The organism is Tenacibaculum sp. MEBiC06402, from assembly GCF_049239625.1.
In the GTDB taxonomy this organism is placed as follows: Bacteria; Bacteroidota; Bacteroidia; order Flavobacteriales; family Flavobacteriaceae; genus Polaribacter.
The window spans coordinates 128,793-146,133 of the sequence record NZ_JBMKKT010000100.1 but is presented as its reverse complement, the minus strand read 5'-3'; the positions used below and the strand labels follow the sequence as shown (position 1 = coordinate 146,133).

14 protein-coding genes and 1 tRNA gene are annotated in these 17,341 nt (G+C 31.6%); 11 read left to right on the top strand and 4 right to left on the bottom strand.

The features are described 5' to 3' along the window. The first annotated feature begins 7 nt into the window (after positions 1–7). From ACOSP6_RS13165 to ACOSP6_RS13155, 3 genes are read left to right on the top strand one after another with little or no spacing between them, the layout of a single operon-like run. Positions 8–1,462 carry a M12 family metallopeptidase gene (locus ACOSP6_RS13165; protein WP_422094371.1) on the top strand — a complete coding sequence of 485 codons (1,455 nt, stop codon included), beginning with the start codon at positions 8–10 and terminating at the stop codon, positions 1,460–1,462. Positions 1,463–1,483: 21 nt separating this feature from the next. Next, complete coding sequence (locus ACOSP6_RS13160; protein WP_422094370.1) at positions 1,484–3,850, top strand: DUF7452 domain-containing protein; 2,367 nt, start codon at positions 1,484–1,486, stop codon at positions 3,848–3,850. Positions 3,851–3,884: 34 nt separating this feature from the next. Then, a complete protein-coding gene (locus ACOSP6_RS13155) occupies positions 3,885–5,306 on the top strand; it encodes a hypothetical protein (protein WP_422094369.1) in 1,422 nt (473 codons plus the stop codon). 2 nt (positions 5,307–5,308) lie between these two features. On the opposite strand, the gene ACOSP6_RS13150 is transcribed toward ACOSP6_RS13155, so the two are convergent. Further along, positions 5,309–6,844, bottom strand: coding sequence for a YifB family Mg chelatase-like AAA ATPase (locus tag ACOSP6_RS13150; RefSeq protein WP_422094368.1), 1,536 nt, complete (start codon positions 6,842–6,844; stop codon positions 5,309–5,311). Between the two features lie 413 nt (positions 6,845–7,257). On the opposite strand from ACOSP6_RS13150, the gene ACOSP6_RS13145 reads away from it, so the two are divergent. From ACOSP6_RS13145 to ACOSP6_RS13125, 5 genes are all read left to right on the top strand, one after another. Continuing rightward, positions 7,258–7,797, top strand: coding sequence for a helix-turn-helix domain-containing protein (locus tag ACOSP6_RS13145; protein WP_422094367.1), 540 nt, complete (start codon positions 7,258–7,260; stop codon positions 7,795–7,797). 101 nt (positions 7,798–7,898) lie between these two features. Beyond that, positions 7,899–8,123 carry a hypothetical protein gene (locus ACOSP6_RS13140; protein ID WP_422094366.1) on the top strand — a complete coding sequence of 75 codons (225 nt, stop codon included), beginning with the start codon at positions 7,899–7,901 and terminating at the stop codon, positions 8,121–8,123. An 82-nt stretch (positions 8,124–8,205) separates the two neighbouring features. Beyond that, positions 8,206–9,099 (top strand): SPFH domain-containing protein, encoded by an 894-nt coding sequence (locus ACOSP6_RS13135; RefSeq protein ID WP_422094365.1) that lies wholly within the window; start codon positions 8,206–8,208, stop codon positions 9,097–9,099. Positions 9,100–9,139: 40 nt separating this feature from the next. Continuing rightward, positions 9,140–9,361, top strand: a complete 222-nt coding sequence (locus tag ACOSP6_RS13130; protein ID WP_422094364.1) for a hypothetical protein — start codon at positions 9,140–9,142, stop codon at positions 9,359–9,361. 31 nt (positions 9,362–9,392) lie between these two features. Next, positions 9,393–10,286: a universal stress protein gene (locus tag ACOSP6_RS13125; protein WP_422094363.1), complete on the top strand. Its 894-nt coding sequence runs from the start codon at positions 9,393–9,395 to the stop codon at positions 10,284–10,286. 109 nt (positions 10,287–10,395) lie between these two features. Here ACOSP6_RS13125 and ACOSP6_RS13120 read toward each other — a convergent pair. Beyond that, positions 10,396–10,477, bottom strand: a tRNA-Leu gene (locus ACOSP6_RS13120). 149 nt (positions 10,478–10,626) lie between these two features. Between ACOSP6_RS13120 and ACOSP6_RS13115 the strand changes: the two genes are divergently transcribed. Then, a complete protein-coding gene (locus ACOSP6_RS13115) occupies positions 10,627–12,015 on the top strand; it encodes a dipeptidase (RefSeq protein WP_422094362.1) in 1,389 nt (462 codons plus the stop codon). A 35-nt stretch (positions 12,016–12,050) separates the two neighbouring features. Here the strand turns inward: ACOSP6_RS13115 and ACOSP6_RS13110 are convergent, their stop codons facing one another. Further along, positions 12,051–12,704, bottom strand: a complete 654-nt coding sequence (locus ACOSP6_RS13110) for a DUF2490 domain-containing protein (RefSeq protein WP_422094361.1) — start codon at positions 12,702–12,704, stop codon at positions 12,051–12,053. A gap of 6 nt (positions 12,705–12,710) precedes the next feature. Further along, a complete protein-coding gene (locus ACOSP6_RS13105; protein ID WP_422094360.1) occupies positions 12,711–13,193 on the bottom strand; it encodes a hypothetical protein in 483 nt (160 codons plus the stop codon). Positions 13,194–13,379: 186 nt separating this feature from the next. Between ACOSP6_RS13105 and ACOSP6_RS13100 the strand changes: the two genes are divergently transcribed. Further along, entirely contained in the window at positions 13,380–15,287 is a 1,908-nt protein-coding gene (locus ACOSP6_RS13100; protein ID WP_422094359.1) for a DUF3857 domain-containing protein, read from the top strand. Between the two features lie 11 nt (positions 15,288–15,298). Then, complete coding sequence (locus ACOSP6_RS13095; RefSeq protein ID WP_422094358.1) at positions 15,299–17,338, top strand: transglutaminase domain-containing protein; 2,040 nt, start codon at positions 15,299–15,301, stop codon at positions 17,336–17,338. Positions 17,339–17,341: the final 3 nt, after the last annotated feature.

Below are 17,341 nucleotides of genomic sequence, written 5' to 3'. Positions count from 1 at the left end.
GAAAATCATGAAATCAAATAAATATATAAGAATAATAGTAACAATGCTATTCGGTTTCTTCTTACAGGTTACCGTAGCTCAAGAAGGATATCCTGACAACACTTCAGGAACAACAAGAGAAATTAATACCACTTTACCTTTTACCAATGTTCAAACTACTATTAAGGTAAAAGAGATTGACGATAAATATATTTTTGAAGGTGACATTTTAATTCCACGTTCAGGCGGACGTGGTGGTGCAGTAACAACCTCTACAAGTGCAAGATGGCCTAATTCTAAAATGCCTTATGTTATTGCCAGTGGACATCCTAAAAGAACTGATATTCTATGGGCGATTAATCATATAAATACTAGTACTAATGTTTGTATAGTTCCTAGAACTACAGAGTCAGATTATGTAGAATTTATATATACTCCTGGTATTTGTGGATTATCTTTTATAGGAAAAACTGGGGGAAGACAAGTAATTGAAATCGGTGATCGCTGTGGAAGTAAAACAAAAGGAAGTACAACTCATGAAATTATGCACGCATTAGGTTTTTATCACGAACAAAGTAGAGACGATCGAGATACTTATATAACTGTTAACGGCTCAAATATAACTTCAGGAAATGCGCATAACTTCAGAAAATACAATCAGAGTTGGTATCATCGATTCTGGCCAGAAGGTAGAAATATGGGAAATTACGATTATGGTTCAATTATGCATTATGGTTCCACTGCCTTTGGTAAACCAAAACCTGGTGGAGGCCGCATGACTACAATTGTCCCTAAAAGAAGTGGAGTTACTATTGGTCAACGAAATAGAATGAGCGCAACAGATATTGCAAGTATCAATGGAATCTATCCAACAGCATGTAGTTCCTCTTCTTCAACTAGTACTACAGCTTCCAGTAACGATCCAGGAACTAGTGATAATTCCTCAACTTCGTCTAGCTCTAATAGTAGTTTGGATATTTCTTATCCTATACAATTAGTTCCTCAAACTAGCGGAATGTCATGTTGGGCTGCTTCAGCTGCCATGATTGTAGGATGGAGAGAGCAAATCAGTATTGATCCTCAAGATATTGCTCGAGGTGTAAACGGATGGGAAAGCTACTATAATAATGGATTACCGGCTGATAATACTGAAATGTTTAGTGTTTGGGGGTTACAATATGAATATCCTCAAAGTTACACCGTAGCAGGTTTTGCTTCATTATTAGAAGCAGGTCCATTATGGGTTGCCACAGATTTACAAAACGGAGCTCATGTTGTGGTTGTCGCTGGTATCCAAGGAGACGGAACTCCAGATGGAACAATTTTAAAAGTGTATGATCCATGGGAACAAGGTATGACTAGCTTCAGACCGTCGAATAGAGGTTCTGTGTACGAAATGACTTACCAAGAGTTTGTGAACAGACAAGAAACTCTAGCTTTTAGAGAACTTAGTCAACCAGCTGCTTTTTATGTTGCTTATTAAACATATTAAAACTGAATCATCATGAAAACATATTATGATAAAAAATCATTGTTACATATTAGTTTTTTGACAGCCTTACTATTGAGTGTAACAATGATTCATGCGCAAACTGTATTTAAACATACGGTTACAAAATCGAACACTAACCAGCACATTTCTAGGATAAATCATGTTAGTACTAATGGAAAAAAAGATAAAATTCTTTTCGTTACTCATTATTATGGAAAATCGGGACCCTACCAAACTAAAGCTGTAGGCGTTTGGTATAATGGAAAAAAATGGACTGTATTTAATCAGGACAAAACTCCTATTAAAGCAAACACTAAATTTAATGTTTTAGTTGCTAATAAATCAAGTAATGCATTTACGGTTAAAGCAGGATTGAATGCCAAATCAGTTGTTGTAAATCATCCAAAATTAAATAAAAATCCAAACGCTATTTTTTTTGTAACACAAAATTGGGGCTCTCGCGGCCCCTATAATACCAGTCCAATTGGAGTGTACTACTCAAAAACCAAAGGACAATGGAACATTTTTAATACTGATGGAAAACCTTTACCTAAAGGAGCAAAATTTAATGTTTTAGTTCATAGTAAAGCATTTAAGCATCGAGTTAATAATTCCAATAAAAAAGGACATATCACATACATAAACAATGCTAAAACTAATTCGAAAAATAATGCTTTGGTTTTTGCAACCTTTAACTCTCAAACATCTATAAAAAGATTTAACAACCCTATTGGAGTTTGGTATAGTGCAAATAAATGGACTGTTTATAATGAAAATAGAAGTCAGTTGAAAGGTAACGAAGCTTACAACATACTTTCTTTGCCTTCAACAAATCCAGTTATACCTATACTTAAGAGAAACCCGCTGGTTATCAAAACAGAGAAAGACCCAAAAAAAACAGACACAAAAGGTCTAAAAAATATTGGTTTAGTAAAATATATTCCTATTAGAACTTCTGGATCTAGTTCTGCAAATAGTACGGAACGTGAAGGACCTAATGTAACGAAAATTGAAACTCGAATAAATATAAACACCTATTTATCTGGTGAGGGTTACGACTCTTACCTAGATAAACTAAACATTAGTAGGGAAATTTATCGAGATCAAAATAAAAATTCAAATATCTACTACTATTTACCAGAAGAGTACACCTTGCAATGGAATAAAGAAACAGGTAAGTACGATTTCAATATTTTTTATATGGATTCCGATGAAGGAAGAGGAAGTGTTTTAGTAAATGCAGAATTAACTCCTCAAATTAATAGTGAAGATATTAAGCTAGCCGAAAAATTACTTTCTTCTAAACTACGAAAACCGGTAAAGCTAATGCCTCTAGACTTAAGAGATGTTCCAAAAGTAGACTTTGGTCCAATATTAGGTAGTTTTAATGTAAGTCCAGAAAGTATTCATGCTAGTATTCCTACAGATTATCATAAACCTATTATTATCGACTGGAGAATGGATAGTAACGTAGATAACTTTGTTGGAGCAATGCTTCAGAATATCGGAACAAGTATTAAACTTCAATTTAAACCTCACGGTGACGAAAGTTCGATAATTGAAGTTCCTGTAAATTTAGAAGTGAATTCTCCTTTAACTTTTGGAAAAATAGAATTTTCAAAAACCGAGGATCTCCTTGGTGGTTGGACTAATAACATTGATTATCCTGTTGTTCCAAAGAGTATAACCGTATTAAGAAAACAGGGTGGAAGAAACTACTTTAAGACAATTGAGTTAGAAAACACTGAAATAAACACTGGTGAGACTTTGTATCTTTCAGATGAAGAAAAAAGTGAATTATTAGCAACAAATAACATCGTTAGATTTTGGATAGATTATTCACTAAATACAGATTGTAATCCATGCGATCAAAACGTAAAAAAGAAAATTATAGGAGGAACTTCAGGTAGTGAAATTACAAAGGTTGAAGTGCAATTTTTAAATGCCATAACATTTTCAAATGCGCATTCAATGAAGTTACTTATAAAGTCTATCCAAGCAGACCCGAATGGTATTGATGAAATCACATTTCCAGCATTTAGCATTAAGGAAGATGATCAAGTAATAGAAGACATTCAACTTTTTGTACCAGAAAACAAAGAACTTTCTTACAACTACCAGTTAATTACAATCATGAAAGATGGCGAGGTAAAAACTAGTGACTGGGAAACTAGTAATTCTAGTTTATTGGTTATTGGAGAAAATCAAATCAAGAAACTTTACAAACACAAAGAAAAGTCTGAGTTAGAAAAGTTGAAAGATTCTCTTCTTTCAGGACAAAAAGACGGACTTATTGAAAAAGGTAAAGAGTTATTGGATGAGCTTCTTGGCAAAAAGGATAAAGAAAAAGAGGAAACTCCAAAAAAAGAAGATGAATAACAACATATTTAATAATTCCAAAAAATAAACAATTATGAGGGTCGGTCGGTTTTTAGTAAACATTATTAGTTTTGTTTTCATAGCTAACACAAATCATTTATTTGCTCAAGCTGATTTTAGCTCAAAACAGATAATAGATGGTGTAGCAGTTTTTCGTGATACGTCCGACCCTCTTTTGTTTTATTATGAGCCTGGTGATTTACAAATCAATTTAGAAGATAATGGAAAACCTAATTTTAAATTTCTAGATTTAAGATATACTGGAAGTAAATGCTACGATGATGCTGGTGAAAAAAGCTTTATGAGCCTTGTTCAGTTTGAAGTAACTATGAAAAAAATAGCATCCAAAACATTACAAAAGTTAAAATCTTCACTAAAAAAATATGGTAGAGTAACTCTGAGACCATTACCTATTACCCAAATAGATACCAGACTGGTTCTTCCTGTAGAAAACAATAATCAACAAAGACACCAAGTAATCGAAAATGATGGTGCTTTAGAGGCAAATGACAATTCCGGATTTAACAGTTCTAATTCATTTTGGACCAAAAGAACCTACACAGTAAGATTAAACAAGTATGAATCTCAACTGCTAGCTACACAATTAAAAGAAAAATTATTAGGAATTAATTTAAACTATGTATATCGCTCTCAGGTTTGGATGCCAAACGAAGAGGAAATTACAGGATCAAAAGAAATTAAGGAACAATTTGAGAAAGATAGTATTCATGATGAATCTAACAACATTCAAAACAGAATCATCAAAAGCAATACTTTAACTATTAATATCGACACCAAAAAATTTCCTGATATTTTAAAACAAATAGATTTAAATGAAGGCATTCCACCTACATATGCTGCTATTGAGGTAAAGTGTTACGATTTTAAAGAAAACTTGCGTCCAGAACTCTACATGAAAACAGTTGAAATAGAAGCAACAAGTGTTAATAATGGAAAAAAAATAAGTGTAAAATCTAAATTCAGGAAGAAGTATATTGATTTATACACGCAACATATTAATTTCCCTTATGCAATAGATATGAATTCACCAATGCGTTATAGAATAACCGAAATAAATACAAATGGTGAACGAACAATATCAGATTGGATAAACAAACCTGAATGCAATTCTGTTATTGATATTACCTCTACAAAAAAGGAACAAAAAATTATAAATAACACAATCGATATTGAAGTAAACTCATCAATTTTTGTAGATGAAACTATTTCAAAATTAGAATTCAAATTGTACTATTCTCTTCAGGGAAAAGCAAAAACTAAAACAATACTTTTTTCAAAAGATGATGAATTCCCTTTACAATCAATGAGATTTTTAACCGATAAAGAGTCTTTAAAATTTTATACAATTACAAAACATTTATCGGAAGAAGAAACACCATTGATTGGTAAAAAAATAGAACTCAAAGAAAATTACATTTATCTAAATAGTTTATAGAATTATCCTAGCCAACCTTCTCTATCTAAACTTCTATACTGAATAGCCTCTGCAATATGCTGAGACGCAATTTCCGATGATTCATCTAAGTCGGCAATTGTTCTACTTACTTTTAAAATTCGATCATAGGCTCTAGCGGATAAGTTTAATCTTTCCATAGCATTTTTTAACAACGTTTTGCCTTCGGTATTTAACACACAAAATTCACGAATCTGCTTCACCGTCATTTGAGCGTTGTAATGAATGTTATCGAAGTTTTCATAACGAGCAGATTGAATAGCTCTAGCTTTTATAACTCTATCCCGAATCTTAGCACTACTCTCCCCTTTCCTTTCCTCGGATAATTTTTCAAAAGGTACAGGTGTTACTTCAATATGAATATCAATTCTATCTAATAATGGACCTGATATTTTTCCCATATATCGCTGCATTTCAGCAGGAGAAGATAAAAACTGACTGTTTTCATCATTAAAATAACCAGATGGACTTGGATTCATACTTGCTACTAACATAAAACTACTTGGATACGTAATTGTAAACTTGGCCCTTGAAATTGTAACTTCTCTATCTTCTAGAGGTTGACGCATGACTTCTAAAACCGAACGTTTAAATTCAGGAAGTTCATCTAAAAATAATACTCCGTTATGTGCTAAAGATATTTCTCCAGGCTGAGGATATTGTCCTCCACCAACTAAAGCGACATCAGAGGTTGTGTGGTGTGGTGAACGAAAAGGACGTTGATATAAAATACCTGAATCTTTAACTTTTCCAATTACTGAATGAATTTTTGTAGTTTCCAATGCTTCTTCTAAGGTCATTGGTGGTAAAATAGAAGGTAATCTTTTCGCTAACATTGTTTTTCCAGCACCAGGAGGACCAATTAAAATAATATTATGCCCGCCAGCAGCTGCTATTTCCATGCATCTTTTGATGGATTCTTGTCCTTTTACATCCGAGAAATCAAAATCTATTTCTTTATGACAGTTATTAAAAATATCATCGGAATTAATAGCTTCAGGACTTAATAATTCTTCCTCGTTAAAATGATTAATTACCTCTTTAATATTAGTAACCCCATATACTTTTAAACCTTTAACTATTGACGCCTCTTTTGCATTTTCCTTCGGTAGAATTAAATATTTAAAACCTTCCTCCTTTGCTTTAATTGCAATGGGCAAGGCACCTTTTATCGGTTGTAAATTTCCATCCAAAGAGAGTTCTCCCATAATTACATATTCTGCAATATTTTCTGAGTTTATTTGTCCTGAAGCTCCTAAAATTCCCATAGCAATAGTTAAATCATAAGCTGCCCCTTCTTTTCGAATATCAGCAGGAGCCATATTAATAATGATTTTCTTTCCTGGTAATTTATAATTTACATTGGTTAGCGCAGCAGAAATTCTATAGGAACTTTCGCGTACGGCATTATCTGGCAAACCAACTAAATGATAGCCTATTCCTTTATCAATATTAACTTCAACGGTAATGGTAATAGCTTCGACACCGAAAACGGCCGAGCCATAAACTTTAACTAGCATATTTTTCTTTTTTAGCAATTTGAAGCTAAATAAAGTCTTTTTTATGAAAGTAACAAAAAGACTCATAGAATTTTACTGCTAAAAAATATTATTAGCATTGATTTTTAGTACCTTTACATATACTTATTTCCAAAAACACACTTCAACCTAAGTTAAAAAATTACTTAACTGGTTTTTAGACCTTAAATTATTAATACTGAAACTATCAGTTGAGAGGTAAATACACTCAACTATTACTATAATTATACTTCTGGTTTTCTTAAAAGATGTTTTTACGAGTAAACAAATAAGTTGCATTCTCTTTGTAATAAAAAATTTAACAGATAACATTCTTACTTGAATTAACTTCGGTTGGCAAAAGAGTAATCATCAAAAAACTAATTTCGACAGCAATGATAATCTATATAAAATACATGGTAAGCCATCGTTGCAAAATGATGGTCAAAGAAGAGTTAAAAAAACTAGGAATTAAACATTTAAAAGTCAACTTGGGAGTTATTGAAATATTAGAAGATATGACAGCCTATCAACATGAACAACTGAGAATCAACTTACATAAATCAGGGCTTGAATTACTAGACAACAAAAGAGCTATTCTGGTAGAGAGCATAAAAAATATAATTATTGAAATGATCCACCACAGCGATACTTTACCTAAAGTAAATTACTCAGACTTTATTAGTGAAAAAATGGAGTATGATTACACCTATCTATCCAATGTATTCTCTGAAGTAAAAGGCATTACAATTCAACAATATATTATTTTTAATAAAATTGAAAGAGTAAAAGAATTGTTATTATATGATGAATTGACTTTAACAGAAATATCTTATCGTCTTCATTACAGTAGTGTTGCTCATTTATCAAACCAGTTTAAAAAGGTCACTGGACTAACTCCTACTTTTTATAAAGGAATAGCTAATAAGCGTAGAAAAAACCTTGAGGATGTGTGAATTATGTAACCTATTCCATCTTTAATGTAATAATAGAAACTAATAGTATTACCATCTTTGTAACGTCGTGAAAATGAATTCACAACGTAAATAATGAGAAAATGGAAAATTCTAACAAGAAGACAGAAGAGTCTTTCAAAATTACTGGTAACTGGGAAAACCAGTCGAAAGAACTCAAGTCTAAATTTTCACAGCTTACTGATGCCGACCTTAAGTTTGAAACGGGTAAAGAAAATGATTTACTCAAAAGAGTAGAAAATCGTCTGAACAAAAAACGTGAAGAGGTAATCAATATTATCAAAAAAGGTCAACCAAGAGTGGGGTAATCTAGGTTTTTAATATCGATTTTCTAATGGATAAGTTCACTTTAGAGCTTGTCCATTTTTTATAAACTTAAAATTTCTAATTATGAATCTAATTTACCTCTATATCACAATACCTACAGCAATTATACTGATATCTGGTATCAGAATAGTAAGACCCACTCATAAGGGGCTTATAGAACGTTTAGGGAAATACAAAAAACTTGCAGAGCCCGGTTTCCACTGGATAATTCCAATTGTTGATCGATTGTTTCTTGTGAACATTACTGAACAAATGGTAGATGCCGAGCCCCAAGAAATAATTACTAATGATAATTTAAATGCCACTGTGGATGCCCAAGTTTACTTCAGAGTAAAATCTGACGAGAATAGTGTAAAGGGATCGACCTACGATGTAAATAACTATCAGCACCAGATTGTGAACCTTGCACGTACTACATTACGTAATATCATTGGAACACTCACCTTGAAGTCTGCTAATAGTGAAAGAGGGAAAATAAATATGGAATTGCATGAAACACTTCATAAAGAAACAAAAGACTGGGGAATTCAAATCATTAGAACAGAATTGAAGCAAATAGATCCTCCATCGGATGTACAAGAGACTATGAACAAAGTAGTAAAAGCGGAAAATGAAAAAATTGCTGCTATTGACTCAGCTACTGCTGCTGAAACAGTTGCAGATGGGATTAAACGTGCCAAAATCAAAGAAGCAGAAGGTTACAAACGTTCGAAAATATTACATGCCGAAGGCGAAGCTGAAGCCATAAAACTAGTAAACGGAGCAGCTGATAAATACTTTATTGGAAATGCGCAACTACTAAGGAAAATAGAAGCTATGGAAGCCGCATTAAAAAATAATGCTAAAATTATTGTTCCAGATGGTTCAGATTTAGTGAATGTAATGAGTGAAATGGCAGGTATTGTTCCGATAAAAAAGAATCAAAGTAATGTTCATATTAATAAAAATAGTCTATAACAATAAAGACTGACAGTGTCTTAAATATTTATTTCAAACAATGAAAACGATCCAAAAAACAAAAGAATTGACTGATTGTATTCTTTTAGTAACAATGGAAATAAAAGACAAATTCCCTGAATTATACCAGCTTTTGGATGAAACACCCTTTCTTATTTCTGTTCATGATAAAGGTATTGAAGCAATCAGTTTAGAAGAATACCTCAATACAATTCGATATCAACTGAAAGATTACAAAACAAACTCCAATAGTTTTACTTAGTAGAACTTTTTAGAACTTAAAACACATACACATGAAGAATATAATAGTAGCTACAGACTTTACTGAACATGCTAAACATGCAGTAAGTGCTGCTGCTTCAATTGCAAAACAAACTGAAGCTAAACTGATTCTTTTACATGTAATCAACAGACCTTTAAATTCTGATGATGATTCCTATGAAAATTATCATAATATGCCAGGTGGACGTACTACTGTAAGAAATATTCAGAATAAATTGAATGAAATTGTAGACTTACATTACCTAAAAAATGTTAAGACCATTTACGAATTGCGAAATAATGTATATAATACTATTCTTGACTATGCTGAGGAATATAAAGCTGAGCTAATCGTAATGGGTGCTTACGGAACCACAAGATCTGCAGGAACATTCATTGGCTCAAACACATCAAAAGTTATGAGTCAAGCAAAAATACCAGTATTAATTATTCAAGAAAAATTTAGTGAATTTAATATAGAAAACATTGTTTTGGCTTCTGAGTTTTATGGAGAAGTATATAAAGTATTTTCCAAAATGAAGCGAATTATAGATCTTTTCGATACTAAGCTACACCTTTTAAAAGTAAACACTCCAAACCGATTTCAAAGAACTCATGATAGCCTAAAATTAATGAAAGAATTTAGCTCTAGGTTTGATTTAAATAATTATACGTTGAATATTTACAACGATTTGAATATAGAAAATGGTATAATAAACTTCACCAGATTAATTCATGCGGACTTAATCGCTATAACACCAGATGGTCTTTGGAGATTAGCAGATATATTTAAAAGGAGTACAACGGATAAGTTAATGAAAATCTCCGTTAAGGCAATTCTAAGTATGAAAACACGACAACCAGTTATAACACCTACTGAAATATTTTATGAGAAGGATTATAAACATTATATCGAGGAAGACTAAGCCATAATATTTTTACATCAATTAATTAAGAGTAAACAATTTCTTCTGATTATTTATATTGAGAAAATAAAAAAGCATCTTAGAAATCTAAGATGCTTTTTAGCTTTTGTACGGGTGAAGGGAGTCGAACCCCCACGCCTCACGGCACTAGATCCTAAGTCTAGCGTGTCTACCAATTCCACCACACCCGCGTTACAAAAAATTGGTCTGCAAATATACATAAACTATTCAAATTACAAACTTAATTATACTATTTGTGGTATTTTTTTATATATCCTTAGATTTAGATTTTAATACTTCCTTAAAAATGAATTAACTTAGCGTTAAATAACTATTTATAATGCAAACCATTCAAGAATATATTACGAATCATAAAGACCGATTTATTCAGGAACTTATTGATTTATTAAAAATTCCTTCTGTAAGTGCAGATACTGCTTTTTCTCAAGATGTTTTAAACACTGCTGATGCCATTATGGAATCTTTACAAAAAGCAGGATGTGATAAAGTTGAATTATGTGAAACTCCTGGTTATCCTATTGTATATGGAGAAAAAATTATAGATGAAAATCTTCCTACTGTTCTGGTTTACGGACATTACGATGTTCAACCAGCAGACCCGATTGATCTATGGGACTCTCCTCCTTTTAATCCTGTGATTAAAAAAACAGACATTCATCCTGAAGGTGCCATTTTTGCTCGTGGAGCTTGTGATGATAAAGGACAAATGTATATGCATGTAAAAGCATTAGAATATATGACTTCTCAAGGTAACCTTCCTTGTAATGTTAAATTCATGATTGAAGGTGAAGAAGAAGTTGGCTCTGAAAGTTTAGCTTGGTTTGTGCCTAGAAATACTGAAAAATTAGCTAATGATGTTATCTTAATTTCAGATACAGGAATGATTGCTAACGAAATTCCTTCTATTACAACCGGGTTAAGAGGTTTAAGTTATGTTGAAGTTGAAGTGACTGGGCCAAATAGAGATTTACACTCTGGTTTATATGGAGGAGCTGTGGCTAATCCGATTAATATTTTATCAAAAATGATTGCTTCATTACATGATGAAAATAATCATATTACAATTCCTGGTTTTTACGATAAGGTAGAAGAATTATCTCGTGAGGAAAGAGATGAAATGGCAAAAGCTCCATTTTCTTTAGAAGAATATAAAAATGCACTAGACATTGATGCTGTTTATGGTGAAAAAGGGTATACAACCAATGAACGTAATTCTATCAGACCTACTTTAGATGTTAATGGAATTTGGGGTGGTTATACTGGTGAAGGAGCAAAAACCGTAATTGCTTCTAAAGCTTATGCTAAAATATCAATGCGCTTGGTTCCGAATCAAGAGTGGGAAGAAATTACTGAGTTATTCAAAACACATTTTGAAAATATTGCTCCGGCTGGAGTTAAAGTAAAAGTTACTCCTCATCATGGTGGACAAGGTTATGTAACTCCAATTGATAATATTGGATATCAAGCTGCAAGTAAAGCGTATCAAGAAACATTTGGTGTAACTCCTATTCCACAAAGAAGCGGTGGAAGTATTCCAATCGTAGCATTATTTGAGCAAGAGTTGAAAAGTAAAACTATACTTATGGGATTCGGATTAAACTCTGACGCAATACATTCTCCAAATGAACATTTTGGTGTTTGGAATTACTTAAAAGGTATTGAAACCATTCCGTATTTTTATAAATATTTTACTGAATTAAGTAAGTAATAAAAATGAAAAGCACCATTTACGTGGTGCTTTTTTTATATCGATATATACCAAGTTGTTCGAAACCAAAGTGTGTTCTTTTTTTCGCTCTCCAAAAGTCTACCTAAACGATAATCTAAACCAAACTCTAATTTATCTTTCTTATTCAACTGATAACCTAAATAAGGTGAAATTCGAGCCTCGAAATCATTCTTATTAAATTGATATAAATACTCGTTTGAAACTTTTAAATACCACTCTTTTACATCAACTTTCTCTCCGTTTAATGGCTTTTCAAAAGTAACTCTATATCTGGTTCTGTATTGTGGTTTAATCTTCTCTTGAAAAAATTGCTCCATCCCCAAACGATGGGCTAGTTTCATATTATCAAAATTCTGAACGACATTAAAATGTTGCAGCAATCTATGTACAGTTTCTCCTTCTGAAAAGCGAACAATATACCCAAAATTAAAAGATTGATAAACATCTGTTTTTACAGATAAAATAGTCGACACATCAACTAAATTATGATTGAACTGTAGCGCTTTATTGTAAATTATTTCTCTCGACTCAATACTATTTACCCATTTTACGGAACTTGAAAATTTCTTTGACAAATTGACTTTAGGTAACGAACCAAAACTTAGTTCTGATTGCGAATTGACATAAAGTAAACCAAATAAAAAGAAAACAACAGCAAACTTTTTCATGTAACTTTAGAATTGTAGATTATCAAAGTTATCAGGGCTAAATTTCAATTCCTTTTCAATATGTTGCCCAGTTGAATCAAATAGTATTTCAAACAGCTCAAAATTTTTATCCGACTTTCCTTTTATAACAATTTCATATCGAGGTGCAATTGAAAATTTATTCATAATGTTTTCTCTAAGCAACTCTTCGCTCCCCTTATACTGCAACTGAACTTTTCTTATTTTAAACTTTTTAAATTTTTCTTTTAAAACTGATTTTATATTCTCTTGAATAGTTTTAGCAATCTGAGAAAATTTCACTTTCACTTCTATATCAATTATTTCTCCTTTTGAGGAAAACTCTATACTATGCTTTTTTCCTTTATAATAAACTTTGGCTTCGAAGGTTTTGCCATCCTGACTCTCCTCTGCAAACCATTTAATCCTTTTATTGAAATTGATTTGATTCATAAATTCAATAGCTTGCTGCGGAACTTTACTTTCTTTCACTCTATATTCTCTTTCAAACTTATACTGACCAAAAGTCGCTTGAAATACAAAACATAGAAAAATCACAAAAAAATACCTTTTTTTCATCTTTTAACTCTAACAATTACAAATCTAGTTGAAACCAAAATAAAATTCAGGAAAGTCCTATTTTATTTTTTTTTATAAATTTGCCTGAAAATTAAGACTATGAGAATAAAAATTGCTAGTGCATTCGTGTTATTTTTTTGCTGTTTTTCAAGTTTCTATGCTCAAGAAGGAAAATTGATTGCGCTTACATTATCCCCAGAATTAACTAAGGATGCTAACGCTGTTATTCGAGATAACTATATCGAAATTAATATAGACGCTCTCAATGAAATGACCGTTAAAGAAAGAAGAGTAACCACTGTTTTAAATAAATTAGGAAATAAACATGTTGGTGCTTACGCGTCCTATGATAATGATACAAAAATCACTGACTTATCAGTTAAAGTATATAATTCATTTGGGAAAGAAATAAAAAAATATTCAAAAAGTAAATTCACAGATGTTAGTGCGGTAGATGGAGGAACATTGTACTCAGACTCTAGAGTAAAATATATCGATTACACACCTACTAATTATCCGTATACAATTGTTTTTGAAAAAGAGTATAAAACATCATCTACAGGTTTTATCCCAAAATGGTATCCAATTGACTCATACTACGTTTCGGTAGAAAAAAGTGAATATAAAATTAACAACCCAAATAATATTGAAACCAGAGTTAAAGAAAAAAACTTTGAAGGTTTCACAATTAAAAATTTATCTGAAGAACAAATTCATTTTGTAGCTGAAAATATTCCAGCGATAGAATACGAAAGGAATAGTCTAGATTTTTCTGAGATTTCACCAAACCTATCCGTGGCTTTAAATCAATTCACTTTAAAAGGAGTTTCTGGAAGCGGAACGGATTGGAAGGAATTTGGTAAATGGATGAATGCTAAGTTAATCCAAGGAAGAACAGAATTAAGTCCGGCAACTATTGAAAAAGCTAAAAGTTTGGTAGCTGGAATTGATAATGACATTGAAAAAGCTAAAAAGATTTACGAATTCGTTCAAAACAAAACAAGATACATCAGTGTTCAAGTAGGAATTGGTGGTTGGGAACCTATTCCTGCAAATGAAGTAGACAAAATGGGATATGGCGATTGTAAAGGTTTAACAAACTACACAAAAGCACTCCTTGATGTTGTTGGTGTAGAATCTTATCACACATTAGTATATGCCAATGACAGAAAAGATATCGATAAAGATTTCTCCTCTATCCAAGGAAATCACATGATTCTGAACTTACCAAATAACGGCAATGATGTTTGGTTAGAATGTACAAGCCAAACCATTCCTTTTGGTTTTGTTGGAGAATTTACTGACGATAGAAATGTGCTAGTTATTACTCCAGAAGGTGGAATAATTAAACGAACACCATCTTATAAAAATGAGACGAACCTACAAACATGTGAAGCTCAAATAAAACTTGATAAGTCCGGTAACGTAGAAGCTGAAGTTGAGATTGTTTCAAAAGGTGTTCAGTATGACGATAAATACGCTATTGAAAACTTAGCAAAAGTTGATTTGGAGAAATACTATAAATCAAACTTATGGTCTTACAACAATAACTTAGAAATTAAATCTACAAGTCTAAAAAACGACAAAAACAATGTTGTTTTTAAGGAGAAGCTTCAGGTAAACATTTCTGATTACGCTAGTATTACCGCTAATGAACTTTTAGTGCGAGTAAATGTTTTTAACAGAAATAATTATGTCCCGAAACGTTATAGAACAAGAAATCATCCTCTACAAATAAAAAGAGGTTATAAAGACGTTGATAATTTCACCTTTACTATTCCTGAAGGATATAAGATTACTACGCTTCCAGCGAAAGTTGAAATTTCCACAAAATTCGGAAGCTATTTTATGGAAATTAAAAAAGTAGACGAAAAAACTATTTCTTATCACAAAACACTCCTTATTAAAGAAGGAACTTACCCAAAAGAAGATTATAAATTATATCGAAAATTTAGAAAACGTATCGCAAAACAAGAAGGTTTAAGAATTGCACTACAAAAATTATAATACAAAAAACTATGAAAAAAATCATTTTAGCCCTTACATTACTGATTACTTTTTTAGGTAACGCACAAGAAATTAAATTCGGAAAAGTATCAAAACAAGCTCTTGAAGAAAAAGTTTATCCGGGAGATTCTACTGCAAATTCAGCTTATTTGTTTAAAGAAAGAAAAACGTATTATAAATTTAATAAAAATACAGGTTTTCAAATTGTAAATGAATTTCATCATCGTATAAAAATTTATAATAAAGAAGGTTTTGATGAAGCCAATTTTAACATTGTTTATTATAAACCAGAATCAGGAGATAATGAAAAGATAACAAACCTAAAAGGTTACACTTTTAACATTGATAATAATGGGAAAACATCTAAAGTTAAATTAGGTGATAACAATGTTTTTGACGAGAAATTAAACAAATATAGAAGTGTTAAAAAAATTACAATGCCAGACATAAAAGAAGGTTCTGTAATTGATCTCGTATACAAGCATATTTCTCCGTATAGAACAACCATTGATGATTTAAAATTTCAAACTCATATTCCTATTAAAAAATTATATACAAAGATTGAAATTCCAGAATGGTATGTGTTTAACAAAGTGAATAAAGGGTATTTTGCAATATCTCCTAAATCACATACTAGACAAGGTAGAATCTCGTATACCCAAAGAGTTAGAACCGATAGAAGAGCAACTTCGAATGGATTAGGCGGGACAATGAGATCTTCGGAAGTTTATAATAATAATATCGATTTAAAGTACAACATAGATGAATATCATGCTGAAAATATTCCTGCTTTAGATGCTAATGAACCATTCGTGTCGAATATCCAAAATTATTTCGGGGGAATGAAGTATGAAATATCAGCTGCTAAATTTCCTAATTCAAGAATTAAAACTTTCACTAATTCTTGGGAAAATGTAAGTCAACAAATTTATAAGTCCCCGAATTTTGGTGGAGAAATAGAAAAAACTAGTTATTTCGTTGATGATTTAAATCTTATTCTTACCTCAGCTAAAGGAGATGTACAAAAGGCTTTAGCAATCTTTGAGTTTGTAAAAAACAAAGTGAAATGGAATAATTATTATGGGAAATATGTAGATAAAGGTGTTAAGAAGGCATATAAAGACGGAACAGGTAATGTTGCTGAAATTAACTTAATATTGACGGCAATGCTAAGAGAAGCAGGCTTAGGAGCCAATCCTGTTTTAGTTAGTTCTCGAAGTCATGGTGTACCACTTTTCCCAACTCTACAAGGTTTTAATTATGTGATAAGCTTGGTGGAATTTACAGATGGTACCACAATGCTTTTAGATGCTACAGAACCATATTCAATTCCAAATGTTCTTCCTATTCGAGCCTTAAACTGGAACGGAAGAAAAGTCACTAAAGTTGGCTACTCAACTTGGGTAAACTTAAACCCTACAAAACATTCTTCTGAATTAAATTCTTTAAAAGTAAAAGTTGACGCAGAAGGTAATGTCTCTGGATTATTGAGAACAACCGAGGAAATGCTTAGCGCTATGTTGGGAAGAAAGAGATACAATCATTACAGTAAAGATGAAGTCATTTCTAAATTAGAAGAAAAATATAATATTGAAATAGAAAATTTTAGGATTAGCAACAAAGAAAACAATTACAAGTCTTATAATAAACTTATAAAATTTAGTTCGGAAGATTTAGTAGAGGGCATAAATAATAAGTTGCTTATCAATCCTTTGTTATTTTTAACAGAAAATACAAATCCTTTTAAATCAGATGACCGAACTTTTCCAGTTGACTTTGCTTCAGCCTGGAAAGAGACAAACAATATTTCTATCGAAATTCCTGAAGGTTACACTCCAGAAACTTTACCTGAACAGTTTGCTATCGGATTGCCAGATAATTTAGGTTTTTTCAAATTTAAGGTAGAAAATTCTGGTAATGTAATTAATGTTAGTTCTATTATTCAAATAAATAGCCCAATCATCTCGCCAAATTACTACGGTAGTTTAAAGGAATTCTACACTAAAATTGTTGCTAAACAAACAGAAAAAATTGTACTAGTAAAGGAATAATTA